This is a genomic window from Halomonas sp. G11 (assembly GCF_001663515.1).
Lineage (GTDB): Bacteria > Pseudomonadota > Gammaproteobacteria > Pseudomonadales > Halomonadaceae > Vreelandella.
In genome coordinates, this window is the sequence record NZ_LYXG01000001.1 from 1 (window position 1) to 22,594 (window position 22,594).

Sequence of the window (22,594 nt, forward strand, 5' to 3'; positions counted from 1 at the left end):
GCGTCGCGACACTCGATGGCACAGTGCTTGAATTGCCCCGCCGTGAGCTGCGCCTGCTTGAAGGGCTGCTTTTACATGCGGGCAATATCGCCCCGCGCGAGATGCTGGAAGGGCGGGTGTTTAGCTTCGGGGACGTTGGCTCCAACGCACTGGAAGTTTACGTGAGCCGCCTGCGCAAGCGACTTCAAGGCAGCTGTCTGCGTATCCGAACCTTTCGGGGCCTGGGCTATCGCCTTGAGGAAGTGCCAGGGTGATTCACGTTCAAGGCACGCTAAAAGCGCGTCTGGCGATCTGGCTGCTGGTCATGGTCTCGGGGCTCGGTACGCTACTGCTGATGGAGGCTTATTATTCCACCCAGCGTGCGGCCGAGCGCGCCTACGACAGTCAGCTTGAAGCGGCGGCACTGACCACCGCCGAATCGGTGCAATGGGAAGGCAGCGAGCCTGTCGTCAGGATTCCGCCCGCTGCCCTGCAGATTCTGGCAACCTCTCATCAGGAGCGGGTTTTCTACGCCGTGCTCGACCCTGACGGACGACGCATCTCGGCCAACCTCGATATTCCCATCCCCAAGGCAGGGCGTGACAAGGCGGCCATCGAGCCGACCTGGCTTGATCTGACCCAGGCGGGTACCCGCTGGCGCTTGCATGGGAGGGAATACGACTCGGCGGGATGGGACATTCAGGATCCCGTGCAGATCTGGGTGGGGCATACGGTCAGTGGGCGCGAGGCACTGGCCAAAGAGCTGTTCGACCGAGCGGTCATTCGCTTTATCGCCATGGTGCTGCTGGCAGGCATCCTGATGCTGTTGGCAATGCGAGTGGCATTGAAGCCGATGCGCCAACTGCGCCATCAATTGCGGCAACGCACGGCGGATGACACGCGGCCCCTCAATGGCAAGGTGCCGGAAGAATTGCGTGAAACGGTCGAGGCGCTTGATACGCTGTTTACCCGCCAGCGTGAAAGCCGCGACAACCTGCTGCGCTTCACGGCGGACGCCAGCCATCAGCTCAAGACCCCGCTGGCGGGCCTGCAGAGTACCAGCGAGCTGGCTCTGCATAGCCACGACCCAGATGAGTGGTATCGAGCCTTGTCGGACGTCCACGACGGTGCAAAGCGCACCAGCCGCCTTGCCAGCCAGTTGTTGAGCCTTGCGCGCCTGCGCCATATTGAAGAGGCTGACGAGCTCAAGCCCCTCGACCTGAAAACGACGCTCCATGACACCGTGCTTGAATGGGCCCAGCGCGAGGTGGCGATGCACCACGACCTGGGGCTGGCCGAGTTGCCTGCCGAGCCCGTCATGATACGGGGTCAAGCGTGGGCGCTCCGTGAGTTGCTGGGCAACCTGATCGACAACGCGCTGCGCTATACCCCCACCGGTAGTGAGATTACCCTGGGACTAGAGACCATCGACGATCACATCATGCTCTATATCGAGGATAATGGCCCTGGGGTGGAGCCCGAGGTTCGCAATCGGATGTTTCAGCCCTTTGAACGCGGCGGGCGTCAGGATACGCAGGGGTCAGGCCTGGGTCTGGCGATTGTGGATTCCATTGCGCAACGCCATGAGGCTGAACTTCATGTCAAAGAGAGGCAACCGCATGGGCTTCGGATTGAGTTGCACTTTCTGGCGATAAGAGGGGAACCCTGATGCACCGCCTTTGGCTGACGACGGCCCTGCTGGTTGTCTTTTTATCATCCTCTCAGCGTTTGCAGGCGATGCCGCTGGTGGTGGAAGCCGCCTTGGACCGGCAGGTCGTCGCGCCTCTTTTGGCGGCTTTCGAGCAGGCCCACCCGGCTATCGAGCTCATCTACCGTGATCGTTCCACATTGGAAGTCAATGACTTGATAGCGACAGCGGACCCACCGCCCGACGTGGTGATCAGCTCCGCCATGCCCTGGCAGATGAACCGGGTGAACCAGGGCTATGCCCAAAAGCTGGATTCTGCACAGGCCAGTGAATGGCCCGACTGGGCCAAATGGCGAAATGAGCTTTTCGGCTTCACCTTCGAGCCGATCGTCATGGCTTACCGGCTTGATCTGGCGCGCCACATCCTGCCGCCGCAAACCCATGCGGACCTTCACACGCTGCTAAGCGAACAGCGTGAGACGTTACAGGGTAAAGTAACCACTTACTCCCCGTCAGAAAGCGGGATCGGCTACACCCTTTTCCAGCAGGATGCTCGCTATACCGACAGGTTCTGGGATCTGGTGACGGTACTGGGGGACGCCGACGCCCAGCTCGAATCCAATACCCGTTCGATGCTTGAAGGGCTGACGGAAGGGCGCTACTGGCTGGGTTACAACCTCTTGGGTTCCTACGCCATGGTGTGGGCTCAGGAAAATCCCGAGGTAATTGTGCAGGTACCTCAGGACTATGCCCTGGTGATGATGCGAACGGGGTTTATCCACCGTGATGCGCCGAACCCGCGCGCGGCGCAAGCCTTCATGAACTTTCTGCTCAGCCGGGATGGTCAGCGTGTATTGGCGGCCCAGACCCCGCTGTTCAGCGTTCGGCCCGACGTGGTCGGGCCTTACACCGCTCAACGCTTGCGTGATCAGGTCGGCGATCGTCTCTATCCGATCACGCTTAACGCCTCGGTGCTTGCCTTTGTCGATGCCCTACGCCGCGATGCGTTTATGGCGCGGTGGCAGCGTGAGTTCAGTCGCTATCAGCGCGGCGATGATTAACGCTAATTTAGCAGCAGTGCTTTATCGATATGTATAAACGCACTGGCCTCGTTTATCAGTGAAGCGGCTGTAAACTGAGGGACACCGTAAACCTCAACCGTTTTACCATGGTGTGTGCGGATTTTATTGGCGAGTAGATCAAAGTCTCCATCACCGGTTACCAGCACGATAGTATCGGCCTGTTCGGCGTACTCTATTGCATCGAGGGCAATGCCAACATCCCAATCGCCTTTGGCGGAGCCGTCCGAGCGTTGAATGAAGGGCTTTAGCTTCACTTCAAAACCAATGGCTCTTAGTATCGTTTGAAATTCGCGTTGTTTTTTATCGCCTTTGTCGATGGCATAACAAACGGCTTTGACAACGTCTCTTCCTGTCGTTGCCCGAGCCCAGAACTTATTGTAATCAAAGTTTTTTGCGTATGCTGATCGCACCGTGTAATAGATGTTTTGGATATCCACGAATATGGCGACTTTTTCCATAACTATAATTAGTTTTCCGTAAGTTGTATTCAGTTCAAACCGAACAGTTGGCTGACCAGTGGAATCAGCACGGAGCTGAATATCCCCGTCATGCCCATCGCCAAGCCAGCAAAGGCACCTGCCAGGGTGTTGCGCTGCATGGCATAGGCCGTTCCGAACCCGTGTGCGGCCAGGCCGAGTGCGAAGCCGCTTGACGTATGTGAACGCACCTTGAGTACGCGAAATACCAGTGGGGCGAGCAGGCAACCCATCACGCCGGTGGTCAACGATAAACCGGCGGATAGTGATGGGAACCCGCCTATCTGTTCCGAGATACCAATGGCGATGGGAGAGGTGACCGATTTAGGGGCCATGGATAGCAACAGCGAATCGCTGGCGCCAAAAAGCTGGCCAATCAAGACGGTGGTCACGACGGCCGTCAGGCTGCCGCTTAGGCAAACGACCAGCAACGGCAGCAGCATTCGGCGAATACGGGCACGGTGGTCATAAAGGGGCACGGCCAGCGCCACGGTGGCGGGGCCCAGCAGGAAGTGAATGAACTGCGCTCCTTCAAAGTAGGTGTCGTAGTCGGTGCCGCTAAGGGTCAGCAGCAGGATGATCATCAACATAGCGACCAGCACCGGATGCAGCAGCGCAGTGCCACCCGCCTTGCGATTAAGCACGCTGGCTAACAGGTAGGCCCCCAGCGTAATCACAATCCAGAACAAAGGCCGGGCGTTGAAGTAAACCCAAAAAGTGGTGAGCTCCATCGCTTATTCCTTATGCTTGTATTGACGTGTTTCCCACGCCTGCAGCATCCAGCCGGTTAGCGACAAGGTAATAAGGGTGCTCAGTAGCAGCGATGCCAGAATCGTGAGCCACTGCTGGGCGAGTGTCTCTGCAAATAGCATCAAACCGACGCCTGCCGGGACAAACAGCAGCGATAAATGCCGCACCAATCCCTCGGCGGGTAAACGTAGGCCATCCGGCACGCGGCCAAAGAACATCAGCCCAATCAGCAGGAGGAGCATGCCCGCTACCGGGCCCGGAATTGGCCAGCCGAACCATACCATTAGCCACTCGCCCATGAGTTGGCAAATCAGCAGAATCAAAAACCCCTGAACCATATTGATGACCTCGCCAGTTGTTTTGGAAAGGGTTAAGCGTTGTATACCCCTGTGGCGAGTTCACCACGCCACGGATATTGTCGATACATGCTATGGGATGACGGGCAAAAAACGTAGGGCGCGCCTATCAGCGTCAGGAATTTAAGTATTCCAGAGACTGATAGACGCGCCCTCGTGATACGTTTTGCGTGACAGGAACGTTAGACGTAGAAGTCCAGGTCCTCCTGCGCTTTCAACAGATCCCGCATCTTGATGGGATCGTCACCGAAGAAGAAGAGCAGGCCCCAGTGCGTCCCGAAGGCCGAGCGGTCTGGCACGGTTTCTTCCGTCGGCGCGACCAGTTCGTGGGACTCGAAATAGGGATGCTCGATCGTTTCTTTGGGCATCTCCAGCTTGCTGACCACGCGGCGCCTTGGGTACACACCGAAGCAGCCTGCGTAGCCTTTTGCATCGACCACCTCGCGTGGGAAGAAGGCAGCCACTTCCTCTTTGGTGCTTTTGGGGTCGAACACCAGCATTGAGGCCTGGTACGCATTAAACCCGTAGGCTTTTTCTATCAGCTCGAACGCCTTGAAGCCGGGCGGGCGATAGGCAACCTCGCCAAAGTACATCTCGCCGTCTGCGGTGACGAAGTACTCGGGATGGATCAGGCCAAACTGGATGTCGAAGGTTTTAATCAGCAGTTCGATCTGCTTGGTAATCGCGTTGCGCCAGCTTTCGAGTTCTTGCGTGGCGGGCACGAAGACCGAATAGCCCAACGTCACGTATTCCGAGATGTTGAGAAACTGGATCTTGCCATCGTGTATCCAGGCTTCAACCGCAAATTCCCAGCCGCTCAGGTGGCTTTCCATCAGCAGCGGATATTCTTCATCTGGAATGTGTTCAATTTCTTCCACCGTGCGGATCATGCGGTGGCCGAGGCAACCGGCTTTATCGAATGCCTTGACGTGAATCGGGTCGTCCGGGTCACCATCGAGCTTGAGCAGCGTCTGGTTGACGCGCTTCATGAAGCGAATGACGTCTTCTTTCTCGTGGGCTTCCTCGAAAATCCCCACGCGAATACCGCCAAGCTGCGCACGGCGCTTCATGAGGGCCTTGTCGCGGAACAGGATGGACTGCCCGTACATGCGTGGGCTGTCGAGCAGGACAGAGTTTATCGCACCGGACCACTCAACGGTTTCTTCAAACAGCGGGATGGCAACGTCGACGCCCTCGGCTTTCAGCCTTTCGGCGATTTCCATGGACCGGTCATTCAGGCGGATAAAATCCCAGGCGATGAAGGGGATATTGTTGGCGGTGCAGAAATCTTCGGCCCATTCCGGGGCAACCACGACATAACGGCGGTCAAATTTTTGCGCCGCCTTGATCGCGTTGACACTCCAGCCGAGCAGGGCAATGTAACCCTTGTTAGGGTCCTTCGGGGTCTCGGTACCTTTAACCGAATCCATTTCCGGGTCGCGCCAAGCGGTTACCGATTCGGGTAACTGCTTTTCTGATGTTATCGACATTCGATGTTCTCCTTTGCGGGTTAACCGAGACAGACTGCGACAACATTGGGGTGAACAAGGTGAAGCAAGACGCAGCCAGTGTTGTTTAGAGATGATCGACCATGTCAGCAGTAGGAACTTTTCAACACATCTACTCTCACTTTAACCTAGACGATTCCCACCTGGATGGCAATTTGATTGTAGGATTTCTGGAAAAAGGCTGTATAAGTTTTTCTGCATACTGTTAGCGCTTCACAGGGGGCATCGCGGCCGGTTCCCGGAAGGCAGGGATGAGCCTGGCGCGGCGCTGCCGGGCGTCAAGGTTTATACGGGGATAGCCCTGTAAAGTAATGAAAAACAAGGCATTGCAGTTATGCGGGGGTGGCCAAGGCCAACGTCAAAAGAGCCACGATACCGAAGCCTGGTGAGAACGAAACATTGGGCGGCTGGTGCCGTCGGGCGGCCGTCAAGCCGCCCGAGGGTATTAGAGCTTGACGGTAGGATCGCCAAAGCCTTGGGGCACATACAGGTTGTGCTCACCGAGGTTGCGGGTATCGGTTTCACCGCAAAGTGCCATGGTGGTGTCCAGTTCCTTGTGGATGATCTCCAGCGCCCGAGTGACGCCGGCCTCGCCCGCAGCGCCTAGTCCATAGGTGTAGGCTCTACCGATGTAGGTGCCCTTGGCACCCAGCGCAAGTGCCTTGAGGACATCCTGGCCCGAGCGAATCCCCGAATCGAGATGCACTTCCACCTTGTCGCCAACGGCGTCCATGATGGCGGGCAGCATGCGGATAGAGCTCATGGCACCATCCAGCTGGCGACCGCCATGGTTGGAGACGACGATGGCATCCGCGCCGATCTCGGCGGCACGCCGCGCATCTTCCGGCGCCATGATGCCCTTGACGATCAGTTTGCCGCCCCACCACTCCTTGAACTGGGCAATCCGGTTCCAGTCCAGCGAGACGTCAAACGCTTCCGCCGTCCAGGTTGATAACGACGACGGGTCCGTCACGCCCTTGGCATGGCCGACGATATTGCCGAACGAGCGCCGCTTGGTCTGCAGCATTTCAAGCCCCCAGGGGATCTTGGTGGCCATGTTGGCAATTGAGCGAGGGGTCAGTTTGGGGGGCGCTGACAGCCCGTTCTTGATGTCTTTATGGCGTTGGCCAAGCACCTGCAGGTCCACCGTCACCACAATCGCGGAACAATTGGCCGCTCTGGCGCGCTCGATCAGACGGCGCATGAAATCGTCGTCTTTCAGGGTGTAAACCTGGAACCAGAACGGCTTGGTGGTGTGCTCGGCAACGTCTTCAATCGAACAGATCGACATGGTCGACAGGGTGTACGGCACGCCGAATTTCTCGGCTGCCCGCGCCGCCTTGATCTCACCGTCAGCGGACTGCATGCCGGTCAGCCCCACCGGCGCCAGGGCCACCGGCATGGAAACGTCTTCGCCGATCATCTGGTTGCGCGTGGTACGCCCGGACATGTCGACCGCTACTCGCTGCTTGAGGTGGATGTGCTGGAAGTCGCTGGTGTTTTCGCGAAAGGTCTGCTCTGTCCAACTGCCCGACTCGGCATAGTCATAGAACATCTTGGGCGTGCGGCGGGCATAACGACGACGGAGATCTTCGATATTGGTATAGACCGGCATGTGTAATCCTGTAGAAGTGTGAGAAAGACAGCAGACGCTCTCGGCAGCAGACCCAGACCACCACCAATGACTTTTTTAACAGAATACCGCCTTGAATACATAGCCCGGCATAAAATTAAACAACAGGATGATAAGGCGTCATCGCCCTGCGATTTTTCGTTCGTGCTGTTGACGTATGGGTTATGAAAGCGCAAGGTGGTGGCAGTTGGATAGCAAGTTGAACGTAGTCAGTAGCATCGAAGCATCTTTAGTGTTTGAGCCTGGTGAAAGTTTCTTGTTCTACCCATCGCAACTCGGGTATTTCCCCGGCATACATTTCGCTAAATCGAGGATTTCGATCATGGCAACTGGCACAGTAAAGTGGTTTAACGACGCAAAAGGCTACGGCTTCATTTCTACAGCAGAAGGCGGCGACGACCTGTTTGCGCACTTCTCCGAAATTCAGGCTGAAGGCTTCAAATCCCTGCAAGACGGTCAAGAGGTTTCTTTTGACGTCACTCAGGGTCAAAAAGGCCTTCAAGCTTCCAACATTAAAGTACTGTCGTGAACGGCATGCTGTAATGTTGGTTACCGATTCGTCGGTAAGCTTAAAACCCCGCCATGTGCGGGGTTTTTGCGTATCTAGCCGTGCATTTTTTGATGAAAAGTGCGCGTGCCCTGCCGCGCCAGCATCTATCAAAGCGTCACTTTACCCCGCAGATTTTTGGTTTTGCCTTTACGCGTTTTGGCATCCACCCGTTTGCGTTTGGCGGAACGGCTGGGTCTTGTCGGCTTGCGCGCTTTCTGCTGCTTGACCGCTTCGCGAATCAATTCGCGCAGCCGTGCCAGGGCATCCTCGCGGTTGTGTTCCTGGGTGCGATAACGTTGGGCCTTGATAATGATCACGCCTTCCTGGGTGATGCGCTGATCGGTCAGTGCCAGCAGCCGCTCTTTGTAGAAGGGCGGCAAGCTCGAGCGGTGAATATCGAAACGCAGGTGAATGGCCGACGCCACCTTGTTGACGTTCTGGCCGCCAGCCCCCTGCGCGCGGATAGGATTCAGCTCGATTTCCCATTCAGCCAGTTCCACATTGTTGGAAATACGTAGCATAGGGCTCCTTGGTATGTGGGCGGTAACGAGGGCAACTGCGCCGATTTTATAATTCACATCTGGCGTTTACGGCGGGTCAAGCACCTGCATCAGGTCTATTGATGGATTGCCTTGCCTAACTTTGTTTCTCTCGAATATGTGCCTGTAATTGCGCTGCCAAGTGTTGTGTTGCTTCAGAAGGCCGTCCTGGACTCCGGTGCAGTGTGATTTCTGACATGGGTAGCTCTGGCAGTCCCTCATTATTGTCTAATAAACGCAGCTCAGTACCCAACATAGAGGGAGTAAGCACAGTAACAGCAAGACCCGCGCGAACTGCGGCAGTGAGTCCTGATAAGCTAGGGCTGGCATAGGCGATCCGCCAGGGTATTTCTGCTGCGTCCAGTGCAGCAATAGCGCGCTCCCGGAAAATGCAGACACCTTCCCGAGAAACAGCAAGTGGCAAGGGGGAACGAAAGTGGGTGTCGTAGCCGGGAGCGCCTGCCCACACCATGGGCTCACGACACAGCACTTCTCCGCCAGGACTATTAGGCTGGCGTGTCGTGATGGCTATATCAAGGGCCCCCATATTCACTTGTTCGACCAAATCGACACTCAAACCACAATGCACTTCCAACTCGACATCGGGGAAGCGTGCCTCAAATTCAGAAAGCGCTTCTGGGAGATAGATCACATAATCATCAGGTATCCCCAAGCGCACGACACCCGCGATTCTCTGTTTCTTTACGTCCTGCCAAGCCAAGGCGCTCTGGCGAAGCATCTGGCGTGCATGAATCAATAAGCGCTCACCTGCTGGCGTAGGGGTAGCAACTCTCTGTCCCCGCTTTAATAGCTGGCAACCTAATACCGTCTCTAAACGACTCATGTGGGCGCTAACAGTCGACTGCGCCAGGAAGAGCTGATCAGCCGCTGAGGTAAAACCACCTTTGTCCACTACGTTGACGAAAGTCTTGAGAAGCGCAAGGTCCAGGGGTCTATAGCCTTTATTCTCGGTCATCACATTTCTCGATAGCTTCATTAAGAGACTTCGTTTTCATGATGGCAGTGGCGTTGCCACAATGCACGTCAAACGAGCAATCGGCGGATATCGAAAGGAAGTGAAACATGAGAAATAAGCCAACATTGGGAATTTTGGCTGGACTTTTGACGGTGACGCTTTGGGCAAGCCTACCGCTGCTGCGCTCGTTGATAGAGTTACCACCGATGTTAACAGCAACCATCGCAATGGTGTCAGCCGCTATGCTGGCCCAAGTTCTTGGGCGCAGAGGCTCTAAGTCGTCAGTGCCATCTGCGGCTTGTGATATGAAATTCTGGGTGATGGGCGTTGGTGGACTGACTGGCGCGTTATATTTTTATTTCTTGGCATTGGGTAATGGCGATCCCGCCAAAGTGACGTTGGTGACGTATACTTGGCCAGTCGGCCTGATGCTTGTGTCTGATAAGCTAGAAGGACGAGGGCTACAGATACAGACGCTATTAGGAGCGTTAATCGCCTTTTCAGGTTTGATGCCATTGATTCTGACATCCGGGGAAAGCGAACCTACTCCCCCGCTAGCTTATGGTGCCGGGTTGGCTGCTGGGATATCGTGGGTTGTCTTCTCACTTTATCTAAAAGGGGAGAGTCAGTCGCAGCGGCCAGACTTCAAGCGTATTTTTGGTGGTGTTGCCTGCGTCTCGCTTTGCCTGCATCTGTTTCTTGAACCCGCTGCGAAGAACATCAATCAATGGGATTGGCTATTAGCTTCTCTGATCGGATTTGGGCCGTATGGGTTGGCATTTATGACGTGGGGATATGCGTTGCTAACATGCTCAACAACGCTACTTGGTATTTTGACCTATTTGGTGCCGGTTTTCTCTTCGTTGTTTGTCGTAGTACTTGGCTGGGCTCCCATGAACGCACCATTACTGGTGGCGCTTGTTGCCATTTTTGCTAGTGGCGTCATTACCCAGACGTCCTCATCACTGTTTAACCTAACCTCTAGAGGGGACCACAGAAGTGATGAAAGCGTACTCTCTTCTCAGCAAGGCACAAGATGACTTTCCAGCATTATTTATGCCGACCATGCCACCTATTTTACTCTTCACAACGGATATCACTTTTGTCCTATGACATTAGAGCTCAGGCCAATTTTGTGGATAGAATAGCGATGCCATGCACCCGAAGGCAGTAAGGGTTTATAATAATTGGATTTTTATGCCATGGAGAAGCCCATGAACGACGTTATCAAGCTGCTGACCTCGCACCGTTCGATCCGCAAGTTTGAGCCGCGCGAGATGCCCGACGGCTTATTGACTGAACTGATCCGCGCGGGGCAGGCCGCTGCGACGTCCAGCCATATTCAAGCCTACAGTGTGATGCGTGTCACCGATATGGCGAAACGTGAGCAGTTGGTCGAGCTAACCGGCGGTCAGGGCTACGTGGCAAGCTGCAGCGAGTTTTTGGTCTTCTGTGCCGACATGAAGCGCCCGCTTGAAGCCGCCGAGCGCACCGGGGAAGACGTCATCAGCGGTATGACCGAACAGTTGCTGGTCGCCACGGTGGATGTATCGCTTGTCGCGCAAAACGTGGCCATAGCGGCGGAGTCGGAAGGGCTCGGCATCTGCTATATCGGCGGGATACGCAATAACCCCCAGGCAGTCAGTGACCTGCTGGGCCTGCCGCCGCATGTCTACCCGGTATTTGGCATGTGCATTGGCTACCCCGCCCACGACCCGGACGTCAAACCGCGTCTACCGGTCGAGGCGGTGCTCAAGGAAAATCATTACAGCGATGACTCTGAGCAAGTCGCGGCTTTCGACCAAACCATGCAGGGCTACTATCAGGCTCGTAAAGGCGGCAACAAGGACACGGATTGGTCGCACAACCTGACGCCGTTATTTACCCAAAAGCTGCGTCCGCACATGCGTGAATTTCTGATCGAGAAAGGATTCAAGATGCAGTGAGTGTACACCCACTGACTATAAACCGGTGTCGTTATTTCTCTGCCAACCCACAATTAGACGGTAATGTAGCCGACAGCTGGACGTTGTCATAACCCGCAATTGGACGGTGGTTGAGTCGTCAATTGGACGCTATAATAATCCGCAATTGGACGCTGCGCAGAGGCATGCTATGGACACCGCTTATCTACCCCGGCTGATCCGTGATCGAGTGCTAGAATCTCTCGCCGATACGCCGGTGGTATGCTTGCTAGGGCCTCGGCAAGTGGGTAAAACGACACTCGCGCAACGCATAGATCCAGATCGCGCGTATTTGAATCTGGATGAGCCGACGCTGCTGGCAGCTGCGCAGCATGACCCCTTGGGGTTCATCGAGAGCTTGCCGGAGCGAAGCACTTTGGACGAAGTGCAGCGCGCTCCCGAGCTGCTGCTGGCGATAAAATCGGTGGTTGACCGCGACCGCCAGCCAGGGCGCTTTCTGCTCACGGGGTCTGCCAATTTACTACTGCTGCCCAAGGCCCAGGACTCACTAGCGGGTCGTATGGAGGTTATTTACCTGCACCCGCTGGCCGAGCAGGAGAAACGTGTCAGTGAATCGACCTTGCTGGCCAAGCTAATAGAGGGGCAGTTAGCTCCCAGGATCGTGCCAGAGAACATGCCGCTGCCCGCTACGCCAGACATTATCTGTCAGGGTGGCTACCCTGAGCCCAACCGCCGATCACCCAACCGGGCTCGTCAGTGGTATCGTCAATACCTCAATGCCATTATTCAGCGTGACGTAAAGGATATAGCAGCCATTCAAGATGAGGATGGCATGCTGCGGTTGATGGAACTACTCGCTTACCGGACTGCCAGCCTGCTCAATGTGAGCACCTTGAGCAATGAATTAGGTTTGGAGCGCGGCACAGTCAGTAAATACCTGAGTATCCTGGAGCGGCTCTTTCTCGTGCGCCAGTTACCCGCCTGGCATCGTAACCAAGCTAAGCGGTTGATCAAAAGCCCTAAGCTACATGTAGTCGATACCGGGCTGGCGGCTGCGTTAGGACGGTTATCCTCAGAGCGATGGTTGACGGAAACAGAGCGATTCGGCGCCTTGTTGGAAACCCATGTGGTCGAGCAACTAATGGCTCAAGCTTCTTGGGTCGAACCCGAGCTGCGTTTTTCTCACTACCGTGATAAAGACCAGGTTGAGGTGGATCTCATCATTGAGCGTGGTCAGGCGCTTTGGGGGGTTGAAGTTAAACGTTCGGCTTCTGTGCTGGCCAAGGATGCCGCAGGGCTCGCGAGGCTTGCTGACCAAGCGGGCAAGCAGTTTCGAGGCGGCATGTTGATTTATACCGGACGGCACTGCGTGAAGCTTAATGTGCCCGGCTGCTTTGCTGTGCCCATCAGTATGCTATGGGGAGAGTGAGGAAAGCCACCGTCGCCGATCTACTTAGACAAGCATCGACGGTCTGAACAATTCAGTACGGTCGATGGTGTTGCCTGACAGCATGAATTCCCCCATGCCCCGGTAGTGCAGCGATTCTTCATCATCGGCCGAGGGCGCTACATGGGCTTTCACGACCTCAAAGATAAACAGGTTGTAGCGTTCAACCATGGCGTCATCGTGTAACCTGCACTCAAAGGACGCGTAGCACTCCTCAATCAGCGGCGCCCCCACCTTCTCTGCTTTGCCTGGGGTTAGGTCAAATTTCTTGAACTTGTCGACCTCGCCCCCGGAGCAGTTACCGATACCCACCACCTTATCGACAAGCGACGCCGAGGGAATATTGATCACGCATTCGCCGCTGTGACGCACAAGGTCGTGGGAGTGATTTCCGGCAGCGATAACGCACCCTATGAGCGAGGGGGAAAACGCCATGACCATGTGCCATCCCATGGTCATGATGTTGGTTTGCGCTTGCCATTGCGATGAAACCAGCACAATCGGGCCGGGCTCAAGAAAGTGTCTGATGTTCGAGACGGGGAAGTCTTCCTTCGTCATCGGGTGTGTCATCAACAACCTCCGGTTGGACTGGATCAGGCGCTCGGGCGGCGCATCACTGTCATCAATACCCCCGCGCCGATCAAGCTACCTGCACCGCAACGGTGTAACAGGCGGCGAAACTTGGCAGTCATCAGTTTCCGGCTTGTCGTCGACAGCAGTGTGTAGCCGAAATCCGAGATGACCCCTATTACCAGAAAGGTGGTAAACAGAATCGCCAACTGGGGCGCCAATGGCTGGGTCTGGTTAATAAACTGCGGCATGAAGGCCATGAAGAAAAGAATGCTTTTGGGGTTCAGGAGTGTTACCCAAAAGGCCTTGGCAGTGCCTTGCTTGACGTTGGTACCAGAGGCTTCCAGGTCATTCAGTTGGCCGGATTCTCGCCACATCTTGATGCCTAGATAAAGCAGATAGAGAACCCCTAGCCATTTAACGATGGCGAATAGCTCCGCCGACGCCATCAGCAGGGCGCCTACGCCAGCAAACGAAAGTGACATCGCCACCAGGTCGCCCAAGAAAAAGCCAGGCAGCATCGCCAGCGCGGCTCTGCGACCTTGATTAATGCCGGTCATGACCAGCAGAGCCACCGCGGGGCCGGGGGAGGCGATCACCAAAAACGACGCCAGTACAAACGACAGCCAAAGCTCAATCGGCATAGCGTTACCCGCCCTGTTGTTGAATTATTAACTATATCTTGCCATATAGTTGTAAGTTCTGGCGTGCCGCGTTGCAATTTTATCGCTGTGCCTACCGGTATTTTGTGGGGTGAGTAGAGGTAGTCGCTTGCTTTGTTGCGGCTTTGTGACTAATAGAGAAGAAATACACGTATTAACTGGTCAGTCCCGCCAAACTCATCACAAACTTAATCCCCAACGACATCAGCAATAGAGCACCCACACTCGAAAGCCAGATAGTGACTAACCAGCCCAGGCGCTTGACGAGAGGTTTCATTGTCTTGCTCTTAGATACGCAGGGTGACAGGGGGTTAATGGTAAGCATCGCCAAGTTTCACCTTGCCGCGGAAGACATAGTAGCTCCAAGCGGTGTACATCAAGATAATCGGCAGAATAAACAGCGTACCTACCAGGGCAAAGCCTTGGCTTTGGGCGGGGGCGGCGACCTGCCAGATGGATGCATCAGGCGGGATAATCGTCGGCCAGAGGCTAATGCCTAAGCCGCTGTAGCCCAGAAACACCAGCGCTAGTACCAGCACAAAGGGCAGGGCGGTGTCTTGACAGGTGATAGCCCGCCACAGCCACCAACCTGCCAGCGCGACCAACATAGGAACCGGTAAGAACCACAGCAGGTTGGGTAGTGAGAACCAGCGAGCAGCAATATTCGGGTAGGCCAGCGGAGTCCATACGCTGACCAGGGCGATCATCACCAGCAGCCCGAGGATCAACGGCTTGGTGATCCGGTACATGCGCTGTTGCAAGGCACCTTCGGTTTTCATGATTAGCCAGGTGCTGCCTAGCAGGGCATAGGCAAACAGCAGGCCGACGCCGCAAAACAGCGAAAAAGGCGTGAGCCAGTCCAGCGAGCCACCGCTGAAATGAATACCATCGAAAGCGATCCCCTGAATATAGCCGCCCAAGGCAACGCCTTGTGCCATGGTCGCCAGCATCGAGCCGCCGATAAAGGCTTTGTCCCATACATGGCGCCGCTGGGGGGAGGCCTTGAAGCGAAACTCAAAGGCGACGCCGCGAAAAATCAGCCCCAGCAACATCACGATTAGCGGAATCGCCAGTGCTTCCAACACCACAGCGTAGGCGAGAGGGAAGGCGGCGAATAGTCCCGCGCCGCCTAACACCAGCCAGGTTTCGTTTCCGTCCCACACGGGCGCCACGGTGTTCATCATAATGTCGCGCTCCTGCTCGTCATGAACGCTTAGAAAAAGCAGGCCAATGCCTAAGTCAAAACCATCCATGACCACATACATCATCACACCAAACAGGATGATAATGGCCCAGGTAAGTGATAAATCAATGCCCATGGTGCACCCCAATCTAGTAGTGAGTCGTCAGTGTGTCGTTAACCGCCGAGAGCGGCCGTGCGGGCGTGTGTTGATGGCCTGGGCCACCTAAGGTGTGCGAAGGGGAATCGCTTGGGCCTTTATTGACCAAGCGCATCATGTAGATAACACCGGTGCCGAAGACGGCCAGATAGGCCACCACAAAGGCCGCCAAGCTAATGCTGAGGTGCACAGCGTTGTGCGCTGAAGCGGCATCGGCGGTGCGCAGTAATCCGTAGACGACCCAAGGCTGTCGGCCCACTTCGGTGGTAAACCAGCCCGCGAGTAAAGCCACTAGCCCCGCTGGGCCCATGCCTAACGTGAACAGTAGCAAGCGGCGGGATCTATATAGCCGCCCTTTGATGCGCAGGGCGTTGCCCACGATGGCAAGCAGTATCATTAACACCCCAAGTCCGACCATTAACCGAAAGCTCCAGAACACGATAGTCGAATTGGGGCGGTCTTCCGGGTCGAACTCCTTAAGGGCGGGGATTTGCTCGGTCAAGCTGTGCTTTAACAGCAGGCTGCCCAACACGGGAATCTCCACTTTGAAGCGAGTCTCTTCGCGGTCCATATCGGGTAAGCCGAACAGGATCAGCGGGGTGGGTTCACCGCTGCTGTTATCCCAGTGCCCTTCGATAGCGGCGATCTTGGCAGGTTGGTGTTCCAGCGTATTAAGACCATGCAAGTCACCCACCACGGCCTGAAGCGGGGCAGTGATGGCCAGCATGATCAGCGCCATTGAGAGCATGGTGCGTACTTCAGGGGAGGGCTTGCCCCTTAGCAGCAGCCAAGCGGCGGAGGCGGCGACAAATAGCGCCGTACTTAAGAAAGCGGCCAGTGCCATATGGGCAAGGCGGTAGGGAAAAGAGGGATTAAAGACAATCTTCATCCAATCAACGGGGATCACCACACCGTTGACGATGTCGTGGCCTTGCGGGGTCTGCATCCAGCTGTTGGAGGAGAGAATCCAAAACATTGAGACCAGGGTGCCCAGCGCGACCATGCAAGTCGCAAAAAAGTGCAGGCCCCGGCCGACGCGCTCCCAGCCAAAGAGCATGACACCCAAAAAGCCAGCCTCAAGGAAGAAGGCCGTGAGTACTTCATAGGTGAGCAGTGGCCCCGTAACGCTGCCCGCAAAGGCGGAAAAGCCGCTCCAGTGAGTACCGAACTGGTACGCCATCACAATGCCCGAGACCACGCCCATGGCAAAGTTGACGGCAAATATTTTTGACCAAAAATGGTAAAGGTGGCGGTAGGTGTCCCGCTGGGTCTTTAGCCACAGCCCTTCCAGCACGGCCAGGTAGCTGGCTAAACCAATGGTGATGGCGGGGAAAATAATGTGAAAGGAGATGGTAAAGGCAAACTGCACCCTGGCCAGATCAATGGCCGCGATTCCAAGCATGGCGCTTCCTCCGATGACAGCCAAAGTCCTAGCTAGGTAGTGGGCAGGTATGGCCGCTGTGTGGCTTCATCGGAATAGTCTATCGTTTGCTGTGCTGCATAACAGGCTCAGCTTTTTATTAAAAAACCATATCAGTTGCTTTGGCAGCCGAGTTGAAATAGCGGGTTAAAAGAGGGTTAATAACCGGCCCAAGGTTTCCATGCCGCGTTCGCTGCGTTGCGTCCAGGGGTGGCCGTAGCTTAGCCGAACGCAGTGGCGAAATTGCTGGGTCGCGGAAAAAATCGGGCCTGGCGCTATGCTTACGCCATGGTCGAGCGCGGTATTAAATAGCCGCAGCGAATCCACACGTTCGGGAAACTCCACCCATAAGAAGTAGCCGCCTGCCGGGCGGGTGATGCGGGTATTGGCAGGAAAGTAGCGATCCGCTGCCGCTAACATGCTGCCTTGTTGGGCTTCCAGGGCATGGCGGAGCTTACGCAAATGGCGGTCGTAACCGCCGTGCTGCAAGTAGTCAGCAATGGCTGCTTGGGCAGGCACGGAAGGTGAAATGGTGGTCATCAGTTTTAGCCGCGAGATGGCCTGTGCATAGCTGCCGCCCGCTACCCAACCGACCCGGTAGCCGGGTGCCAAGCACTTTGAGAAGGAGCTGCAGTGAATGACCAAGCCCTCATCATCGAAGGTTTTTACGGGCGCGGGCGGGGTGCTGCCAAAGTACAATTCGGCATATACATCATCTTCTAGCATCGGCACTTGGTGCTGTTTTAGCAACTGATAGAGGGCTTGTTTGCGCTCTCTGCTCAGGCTGGCGCCGATTGGGTTCTGTAAATGGCTCATAAACCAGCAGGCTTTGATGGGCAGTGTCTCTAGCCGCTCTGCCAATACTTCGAGGTCGATTCCCTCCCGTGGGTGAACCGGAATCTCCACGGCGCGAAGTTTTAGTCGCTCCAATACCTGCAGGCTGGCATAAAACGCCGGTGACTCAATCGCCACCAGGTCGCCCGGCTGGGTAACACACTGCAGCGCTAGATTAAGCCCCTCCATAGCACCATTGGTAATCACCAGCTCTTCCATCGGCAGTTGAATACCGCCCAACATGTAGCGCAGCGCAATCTGCCGACACAGGTCGGTATGCCCGGTGGTCATGTCGGCCACCACCTGTTGGGGCGAAAGCTCGCGTAACCCCCGTGTCATGCTAGTAGCCAGGCGAGAAAGCGGGAACAGCTCGGGGCTGGGGAACGCCGACCCGAAGGGCACCGTTCGGTCATCCTGAAGCGAGCCAAGCACCGAGAACACCAGCTCGCTGACTTCTACCTCTGCTGGGTCGGTGGGCTGCAGTGTCACGCGCGGTTCGTCCAGCAAGCGCCGGGCGTGTTCACGAACAAAATATCCCGAGCGCGCCCGCGCAATGATAAGTCCTTGGTTTTCCAGTAAGTAGTAAGCCTGAAACACCGTGGAGGGGCTAATGCCGTGATGACGGCTCGCCTGGCGCACCGAGGGGATCCGCTCCCCTGGGCCAAGTACGCCCTGACGAATCAGTGTGGCTATCTCATTGGCAAACTGTTCGTAGCGTTTCATTGAACAAACCGTAGGTACAGTGGGTAGAGCCAAGACTGAAGGCGGCACGGTGGCATTCTCTGCTACCAGGAAATTCGACGTTGCTGTAAGTAGTGAATGCTAAACAGGCGCAGCTAGTTTAATAAAAAGCATATCAGAAGAAATGGTCTGGTGCCTTTTTGTAACTTTTTCGTACTTATTGGCGTTGGTTTGAGGTGCACGTTATCAATGTTTTTTCGGCACTGGTGCTGATATGGAGGCGGGGTAGTGGCGGTGGCTCATAAGGACTAATTCCGCAGTCAGCTCAGGCTTCACGAACCATTTGTTAAGTATCCCCTGACGTTTCATCAGTGCACACCGTGTGCGTATTTATGCATTGTTAACTCACTGCAGGTCGGCAAAATATCGCTGCCTACCAAATAAGAGTGAAACAAGTGCACTGAGGCCGTTATGTCTTCCCCGTTTGAAAATATCCGTGTTGTGGATGCTACCCACGTATTGGCGGGCCCTTTCGCTACCTACCAGATGGCGGTGCTGGGCGCGGATGTGATCAAGGTTGAGTCGCCAAGTGACCCGGACCAAGCGCGCATGCAAGGGTCCGACCGGGCGCTTAATGATCAGGGGCTGGGCACCGCCTTTATGTCCCAAGCCAGCAATAAAAAAGCCGTTGCGATTGATTTTAAACATCCTCAAGGCTGTGAGGCGTTAAAGAAGCTTCTCGCCACTGCGGATGTGTTTGTCGAAAACTACCGACCCGGTGCATTAGACAAACTCGGGCTGGGCTATGAAGCCCTCAAAGAGCTCAACCCCAAGCTGATTTACTGCTCCATTTCCGCCTTTGGCAGCAACGGCCCCCGCCGGGAACTCACCGCCTACGATAATGTGATCCAGGCCTACTCGGGGATGATGGCAATGACCGGCGACCGGCATACCGGCCCACTCAAAAGCGGCGCGCCGGTGGTGGACTATGCCACCGGCACCACGGCCGCGTTTGCCATCTCAACCGCCCTGTTTCAGCGTGAACGCAACGGCGGCAAAGGCCAGTTTGTGGATGTTGCCATGTCCGATACGGCACTTATGCTCTCCAGCCCCTATTTAACGGCGTTAATGTGGAATGGTAAGAAACCAGAACCCAAAGGCAATACCTTTCCCTTTGCCACCATCGGTTGCTACCAAGCCTCGGATCAGCCGTTAATGATTGCCGCCTCTAACTTGATCCAGCAAAAGCGTTTGTGGACGGCCCTGGGTCGGGAGGACATGATCAAACACAATAATAATGAACGGCTCGATGGTCATGCTGAAGAAGCCGAGGCGATCGCCGAGATTATTAGCACTATGGCCGCTGACTACTGGGAAGCCTTTTTGCAGAAACGGCGAATTCCTGCCTCACGCATACGAAAGTTAGACGAAACACTTGATGATCCCCATGTGCATTCCAGGGGCGTCTTGCATGCACAGCCGCTTAGTCCAGACGCAGAGCAAACGCTCACTGTTCCGGTATCAGCATTTTGCATGTCCGAGGGCACCCGTGGCATTACGTCACCACCGCAAAAAGTGGGTGCGCAAACAGCCGAGGTGCTGATGAGCCTGGGCTATTCAAAGCAGGATTTAGCGGCGCTTATCGCCGATGGCGCAATAGGTGGGCCTATAGAGAGCGGCGTTGGTATTGATAGCCGCTTAGGAGATCGGTCGTGAATAACACGTTTCCCAATCCGCTTGAACGCCTGGCTCTGGCTGCCAATCACTGGAACACCCGCCCGCTACGCGCTGAGGTCGAATGGGCCGCTCGCCGGGCACTGCTTGACTGGTTCGCCACTACGCTGCCGGGCTGCAATCAGGCGCCTGCCACGCTGTTATCCGACGCCTTTTCTGCCACCCGAGGCGAGGGCAAAGCCGTGTGTTATGTGGATGGACGTCTTGGCTCTCCCCGCTATGCGGCCTTGCTGAATGCCACGGCAAGCCACACCGTTGAGTTTGATGACATCTTCAAAGACGGGGGGTACCACCCCGGTAGCTCAACGATTGCGGCGGCATTGGCGGTAGCACAAGATATTCAGGCATCTCGAGAGCAGCTTCATCGCGCCATTATTGGCGGCTATGAAGTGGGCTGTCGCATTGCCCTCGCCATCCAGCCCAGCCACTACCGCTTCTGGCACACCTCCGCCACGGTGGGCACCCTAGGGGCCGCGGTTGCCACTGCGATGCTGCTCGGTGCCACTTCAGAGCAAATTGGTCACGCTATGGGATTGGCCAGTAGTTTTGCTGGTGGGCACCAGCAGAACTTGCAGGGTGAGGGTATGGTCAAGCCGCTGCATGCGGGCCACGCCGCTGATGCCGGGTTAATGGCGGGAATGGCCGCGGTAAAAGGGGTCACCGCCTCGCTGGACAGCCTGCATGCCAGCAATGGTTTTGCGGCTGCTACCAGTGACTCCACTGGCAACTGGGCTGCAGCGCTAGAGGGCCTTGATGAGTGGACGCCGATTACCTGCATGACGGTGAAAAACCATGGCTGCTGTGGCCATATTTTTCCTGCGCTGGATGGCTTAAAAGCGCTGCAAGCCTCCGCGCCCATTAAAGCGGAGAGCATTGAATCTATCCATATCGAGGGGTATAGCGCGACCTATTCGATGTGCAATCGCCCTGTCCCCTCATCAGCTCAAGAGGCGCGCTTTAGTATTCAGTATTGCATTGCCGCTTACTTGGTGCTGGGCAGAGTCAGACTGCAAGCGTTCGAGCCGTCAGCGCTGGAAGATGCCCGCATTCGCGCGTTAATGCCCAAAGTAACTGTCTCAGAACGTGCTGATATTGCAGCGCGTTACCCCCGCCAGCGGATGGCCAATATTATGGTCACCACCGTCGATGGCTATACCTACCAACATCTGCAGGAGACCCGTAAAGGGGATCCTGAAGATCCCATGACGGACGCTGAGTTGTTTGAAAAGTATCAAGAGTTAGCAAGCGTCTCGTGTTTACCGTCTGAGAGTCAATCTCTTCAAGAAGTCGTGATGTTGAGCAATGTGCTGCCAGGCTCGGTTTTTTTAGTGGACTCTCTGGGCTCAGTTGAAAGTGACAGACAATAAGTTAACCAACACCCAATTTATCGTTGGTGGTTGGTAACTTTAGACTGTGCCAACATTTATTAAGTGATAGTTATCACTACCATTACAAAAGCAATTAATAATGAGGTGAAAAATGTTTAAAGATAAAAAGAAGTTGACTTTGGTTTTGCTATCGAGCATCGCCGCGACGTCATTCATGTCAGTAAGTACCTTGGCAACCGCTGATAATGGCGAGTGGCCACAGGGCGATGTCCGAGTGATTATGCACACCAAAGCCGGTGGCTCTTCCGATGTGTTCATGCGCACCCTTGCAGAGTCCTTGGAGCCCCAGATTGGTCAGTCGATCACAGTGATTAATTCGCCCGGCGGTGGCGGAGCCAGTCAAATGACGCGAGTACGTTCTGCTGAGCCTGATGGTTTGACGTTGGGGATAAATACGCTCTCACATTTCACGGGCATGCTGACGAATTTGGAAGGCGTATTTGCCATTGACGACTTTGAGTGGATTGCGACCGCTCAGTCTGATTCTCTCTTGATCTGGACGCGGACTGATTCACCCATAAATGATCTGAATGCACTGATTGACGAAGCCAAGCAAAGCGATGAAAAAGTAACCGTCGGCGGGTTTGGGCCGCAGGGTTCCACGCAGCATATCGGCCTTAGCATGCTCGAAAATGCTGCCGGTGTAGAGTTTGAATGGGTGCCGTTCAACTCAACGCCGGACATTGTGTCGGCTACGCTGGGCGGGCATGTAGATGTGGGCATGTCCAGTTTGGGCGGGGCTCAGGCTTATTTTGAGGCGGGGCGCTTGAAAGGGCTCGGGGTGCATGGGGAAAAGCGGTTAGAGAGCCTTCCCGATGTCGCTACCTATGAAGAGCAGGGCTACAACGTTGACCCAAACTGGAAGCAGGTTAGAGGGGTCTTTGGCCCGGCAGGTATCCCGATGGAAACACAGCAGCAAATTGCTGATGCGTTTCACGAAGCCATGCAAACCGAGGATTACCAGGCCTACGCACGTAGCGCAGGGGTCACCGATTTCTGGATTGGCCCAGAAGAGTACACCGAGTTTGCCTATCAAATTAGTGAAACTGCCCAGAAAGAGCTAGATAAAGAATAATAAGAGTTCTTGAATAACAGT

23 protein-coding genes are annotated in these 22,594 nt (G+C 55.4%); 10 read left to right on the forward strand and 13 right to left on the reverse strand.

Features of this window, described 5'->3' with window-relative positions:
- The 3 genes from ADS46_RS00005 to ADS46_RS00015 all read left to right on the forward strand — a co-directional run.
- Positions 1 to 254: winged helix-turn-helix domain-containing protein (locus tag ADS46_RS00005; protein WP_199825159.1), on the forward strand; the 254-nt coding region annotated here is incomplete at its 5' end.
- Positions 251 to 1,648 carry a sensor histidine kinase gene (locus ADS46_RS00010; protein ID WP_066314578.1) on the forward strand — a complete coding sequence of 466 codons (1,398 nt, stop codon included), beginning with the start codon at positions 251 to 253 and terminating at the stop codon, positions 1,646 to 1,648. The genes ADS46_RS00005 and ADS46_RS00010, both read left to right, overlap by 4 nt.
- Positions 1,648 to 2,688, forward strand: coding sequence for an ABC transporter substrate-binding protein (locus ADS46_RS00015; RefSeq protein ID WP_066314579.1), 1,041 nt, complete (start codon positions 1,648 to 1,650; stop codon positions 2,686 to 2,688). The genes ADS46_RS00010 and ADS46_RS00015 overlap by 1 nt, the downstream gene beginning before the upstream one ends.
- 2 nt (positions 2,689 to 2,690) lie before the next feature.
- Here the strand turns inward: ADS46_RS00015 and ADS46_RS00020 are convergent, their stop codons facing one another.
- From ADS46_RS00020 to ADS46_RS00040, 5 genes are all read right to left on the reverse strand, one after another.
- The gene (locus ADS46_RS00020) at positions 2,691 to 3,167 is read right to left on the reverse strand and encodes an NYN domain-containing protein (protein ID WP_066314582.1); all 477 of its coding nucleotides are present in this window, start codon (positions 3,165 to 3,167) and stop codon (positions 2,691 to 2,693) included.
- Positions 3,168 to 3,196: 29 nt separating this feature from the next.
- Positions 3,197 to 3,916 carry an LrgB family protein gene (locus ADS46_RS00025; protein ID WP_066314584.1) on the reverse strand — a complete coding sequence of 240 codons (720 nt, stop codon included), beginning with the start codon at positions 3,914 to 3,916 and terminating at the stop codon, positions 3,197 to 3,199.
- Between the two features lie 3 nt (positions 3,917 to 3,919).
- Positions 3,920 to 4,273 (reverse strand): CidA/LrgA family protein, encoded by a 354-nt coding sequence (locus tag ADS46_RS00030; RefSeq protein ID WP_066314586.1) that lies wholly within the window; start codon positions 4,271 to 4,273, stop codon positions 3,920 to 3,922.
- A gap of 200 nt (positions 4,274 to 4,473) precedes the next feature.
- Positions 4,474 to 5,721 (reverse strand): ATP-grasp domain-containing protein, encoded by a 1,248-nt coding sequence (locus ADS46_RS00035; protein WP_369596866.1) that lies wholly within the window; start codon positions 5,719 to 5,721, stop codon positions 4,474 to 4,476.
- 523 nt (positions 5,722 to 6,244) lie between these two features.
- Positions 6,245 to 7,414, reverse strand: a complete 1,170-nt coding sequence (locus tag ADS46_RS00040; RefSeq protein WP_066314593.1) for an alpha-hydroxy acid oxidase — start codon at positions 7,412 to 7,414, stop codon at positions 6,245 to 6,247.
- 340 nt (positions 7,415 to 7,754) lie between these two features.
- Here ADS46_RS00040 and ADS46_RS00045 point away from each other — a divergent pair, with 340 nt between their 5' ends.
- A complete protein-coding gene (locus ADS46_RS00045; RefSeq protein ID WP_066314596.1) occupies positions 7,755 to 7,961 on the forward strand; it encodes a cold-shock protein in 207 nt (68 codons plus the stop codon).
- Positions 7,962 to 8,089: 128 nt separating this feature from the next.
- On the opposite strand, the gene arfB is transcribed toward ADS46_RS00045, so the two are convergent.
- The gene (gene arfB / locus ADS46_RS00050; RefSeq protein WP_066314599.1) at positions 8,090 to 8,503 is read right to left on the reverse strand and encodes an alternative ribosome rescue aminoacyl-tRNA hydrolase ArfB; all 414 of its coding nucleotides are present in this window, start codon (positions 8,501 to 8,503) and stop codon (positions 8,090 to 8,092) included.
- Between the two features lie 115 nt (positions 8,504 to 8,618).
- Positions 8,619 to 9,497, reverse strand: coding sequence for a LysR substrate-binding domain-containing protein (locus tag ADS46_RS00055; protein WP_066315106.1), 879 nt, complete (start codon positions 9,495 to 9,497; stop codon positions 8,619 to 8,621).
- A 107-nt stretch (positions 9,498 to 9,604) separates the two neighbouring features.
- On the opposite strand from ADS46_RS00055, the gene ADS46_RS00060 reads away from it, so the two are divergent.
- The 3 genes from ADS46_RS00060 to ADS46_RS00070 all read left to right on the forward strand — a co-directional run bounded on the left by ADS46_RS00060 (position 9,605) and on the right by ADS46_RS00070 (position 12,851).
- A complete protein-coding gene (locus tag ADS46_RS00060) occupies positions 9,605 to 10,537 on the forward strand; it encodes a DMT family transporter (protein ID WP_066314601.1) in 933 nt (310 codons plus the stop codon).
- A gap of 174 nt (positions 10,538 to 10,711) precedes the next feature.
- Positions 10,712 to 11,443, forward strand: coding sequence for an oxygen-insensitive NADPH nitroreductase (gene nfsA, locus ADS46_RS00065; RefSeq protein ID WP_066314603.1), 732 nt, complete (start codon positions 10,712 to 10,714; stop codon positions 11,441 to 11,443).
- A 169-nt stretch (positions 11,444 to 11,612) separates the two neighbouring features.
- On the forward strand, positions 11,613 to 12,851 hold the full coding sequence (locus tag ADS46_RS00070; RefSeq protein WP_066314608.1) for an ATP-binding protein: 1,239 nt from the start codon (positions 11,613 to 11,615) through the stop codon (positions 12,849 to 12,851).
- A 24-nt stretch (positions 12,852 to 12,875) separates the two neighbouring features.
- On the opposite strand, the gene ADS46_RS00075 is transcribed toward ADS46_RS00070, so the two are convergent.
- From ADS46_RS00075 to mapR, 6 genes are all read right to left on the reverse strand, one after another.
- Positions 12,876 to 13,439: a flavin reductase family protein gene (locus ADS46_RS00075; RefSeq protein WP_066314610.1), complete on the reverse strand. Its 564-nt coding sequence runs from the start codon at positions 13,437 to 13,439 to the stop codon at positions 12,876 to 12,878.
- Between the two features lie 23 nt (positions 13,440 to 13,462).
- Entirely contained in the window at positions 13,463 to 14,083 is a 621-nt protein-coding gene (locus ADS46_RS00080) for a LysE family translocator (protein WP_066314612.1), read from the reverse strand.
- Positions 14,084 to 14,255: 172 nt separating this feature from the next.
- Complete coding sequence (locus tag ADS46_RS18315; protein ID WP_082925912.1) at positions 14,256 to 14,378, reverse strand: DUF2474 family protein; 123 nt, start codon at positions 14,376 to 14,378, stop codon at positions 14,256 to 14,258.
- Between the two features lie 34 nt (positions 14,379 to 14,412).
- A complete protein-coding gene (gene cydB / locus ADS46_RS00085) occupies positions 14,413 to 15,420 on the reverse strand; it encodes a cytochrome d ubiquinol oxidase subunit II (protein WP_066314621.1) in 1,008 nt (335 codons plus the stop codon).
- A gap of 13 nt (positions 15,421 to 15,433) precedes the next feature.
- On the reverse strand, positions 15,434 to 16,843 hold the full coding sequence (locus tag ADS46_RS00090) for a cytochrome ubiquinol oxidase subunit I (RefSeq protein WP_066314622.1): 1,410 nt from the start codon (positions 16,841 to 16,843) through the stop codon (positions 15,434 to 15,436).
- Between the two features lie 165 nt (positions 16,844 to 17,008).
- Positions 17,009 to 18,418: a GntR family transcriptional regulator MpaR gene (gene mapR, locus ADS46_RS00095; protein ID WP_066314625.1), complete on the reverse strand. Its 1,410-nt coding sequence runs from the start codon at positions 18,416 to 18,418 to the stop codon at positions 17,009 to 17,011.
- Positions 18,419 to 18,847: 429 nt separating this feature from the next.
- Between mapR and ADS46_RS00100 the strand changes: the two genes are divergently transcribed.
- From ADS46_RS00100 to ADS46_RS00110, 3 genes are all read left to right on the forward strand, one after another.
- Positions 18,848 to 20,092, forward strand: coding sequence for a CaiB/BaiF CoA transferase family protein (locus ADS46_RS00100; RefSeq protein ID WP_066314627.1), 1,245 nt, complete (start codon positions 18,848 to 18,850; stop codon positions 20,090 to 20,092).
- The gene (locus tag ADS46_RS00105) at positions 20,089 to 21,477 is read left to right on the forward strand and encodes an MmgE/PrpD family protein (protein ID WP_066314630.1); all 1,389 of its coding nucleotides are present in this window, start codon (positions 20,089 to 20,091) and stop codon (positions 21,475 to 21,477) included. Before ADS46_RS00100 ends, ADS46_RS00105 begins: the two co-directional genes overlap by 4 nt.
- A 112-nt stretch (positions 21,478 to 21,589) precedes the next feature.
- Entirely contained in the window at positions 21,590 to 22,573 is a 984-nt protein-coding gene (locus ADS46_RS00110; protein WP_066314638.1) for a tripartite tricarboxylate transporter substrate binding protein, read from the forward strand.
- Positions 22,574 to 22,594 lie beyond the last annotated feature (21 nt).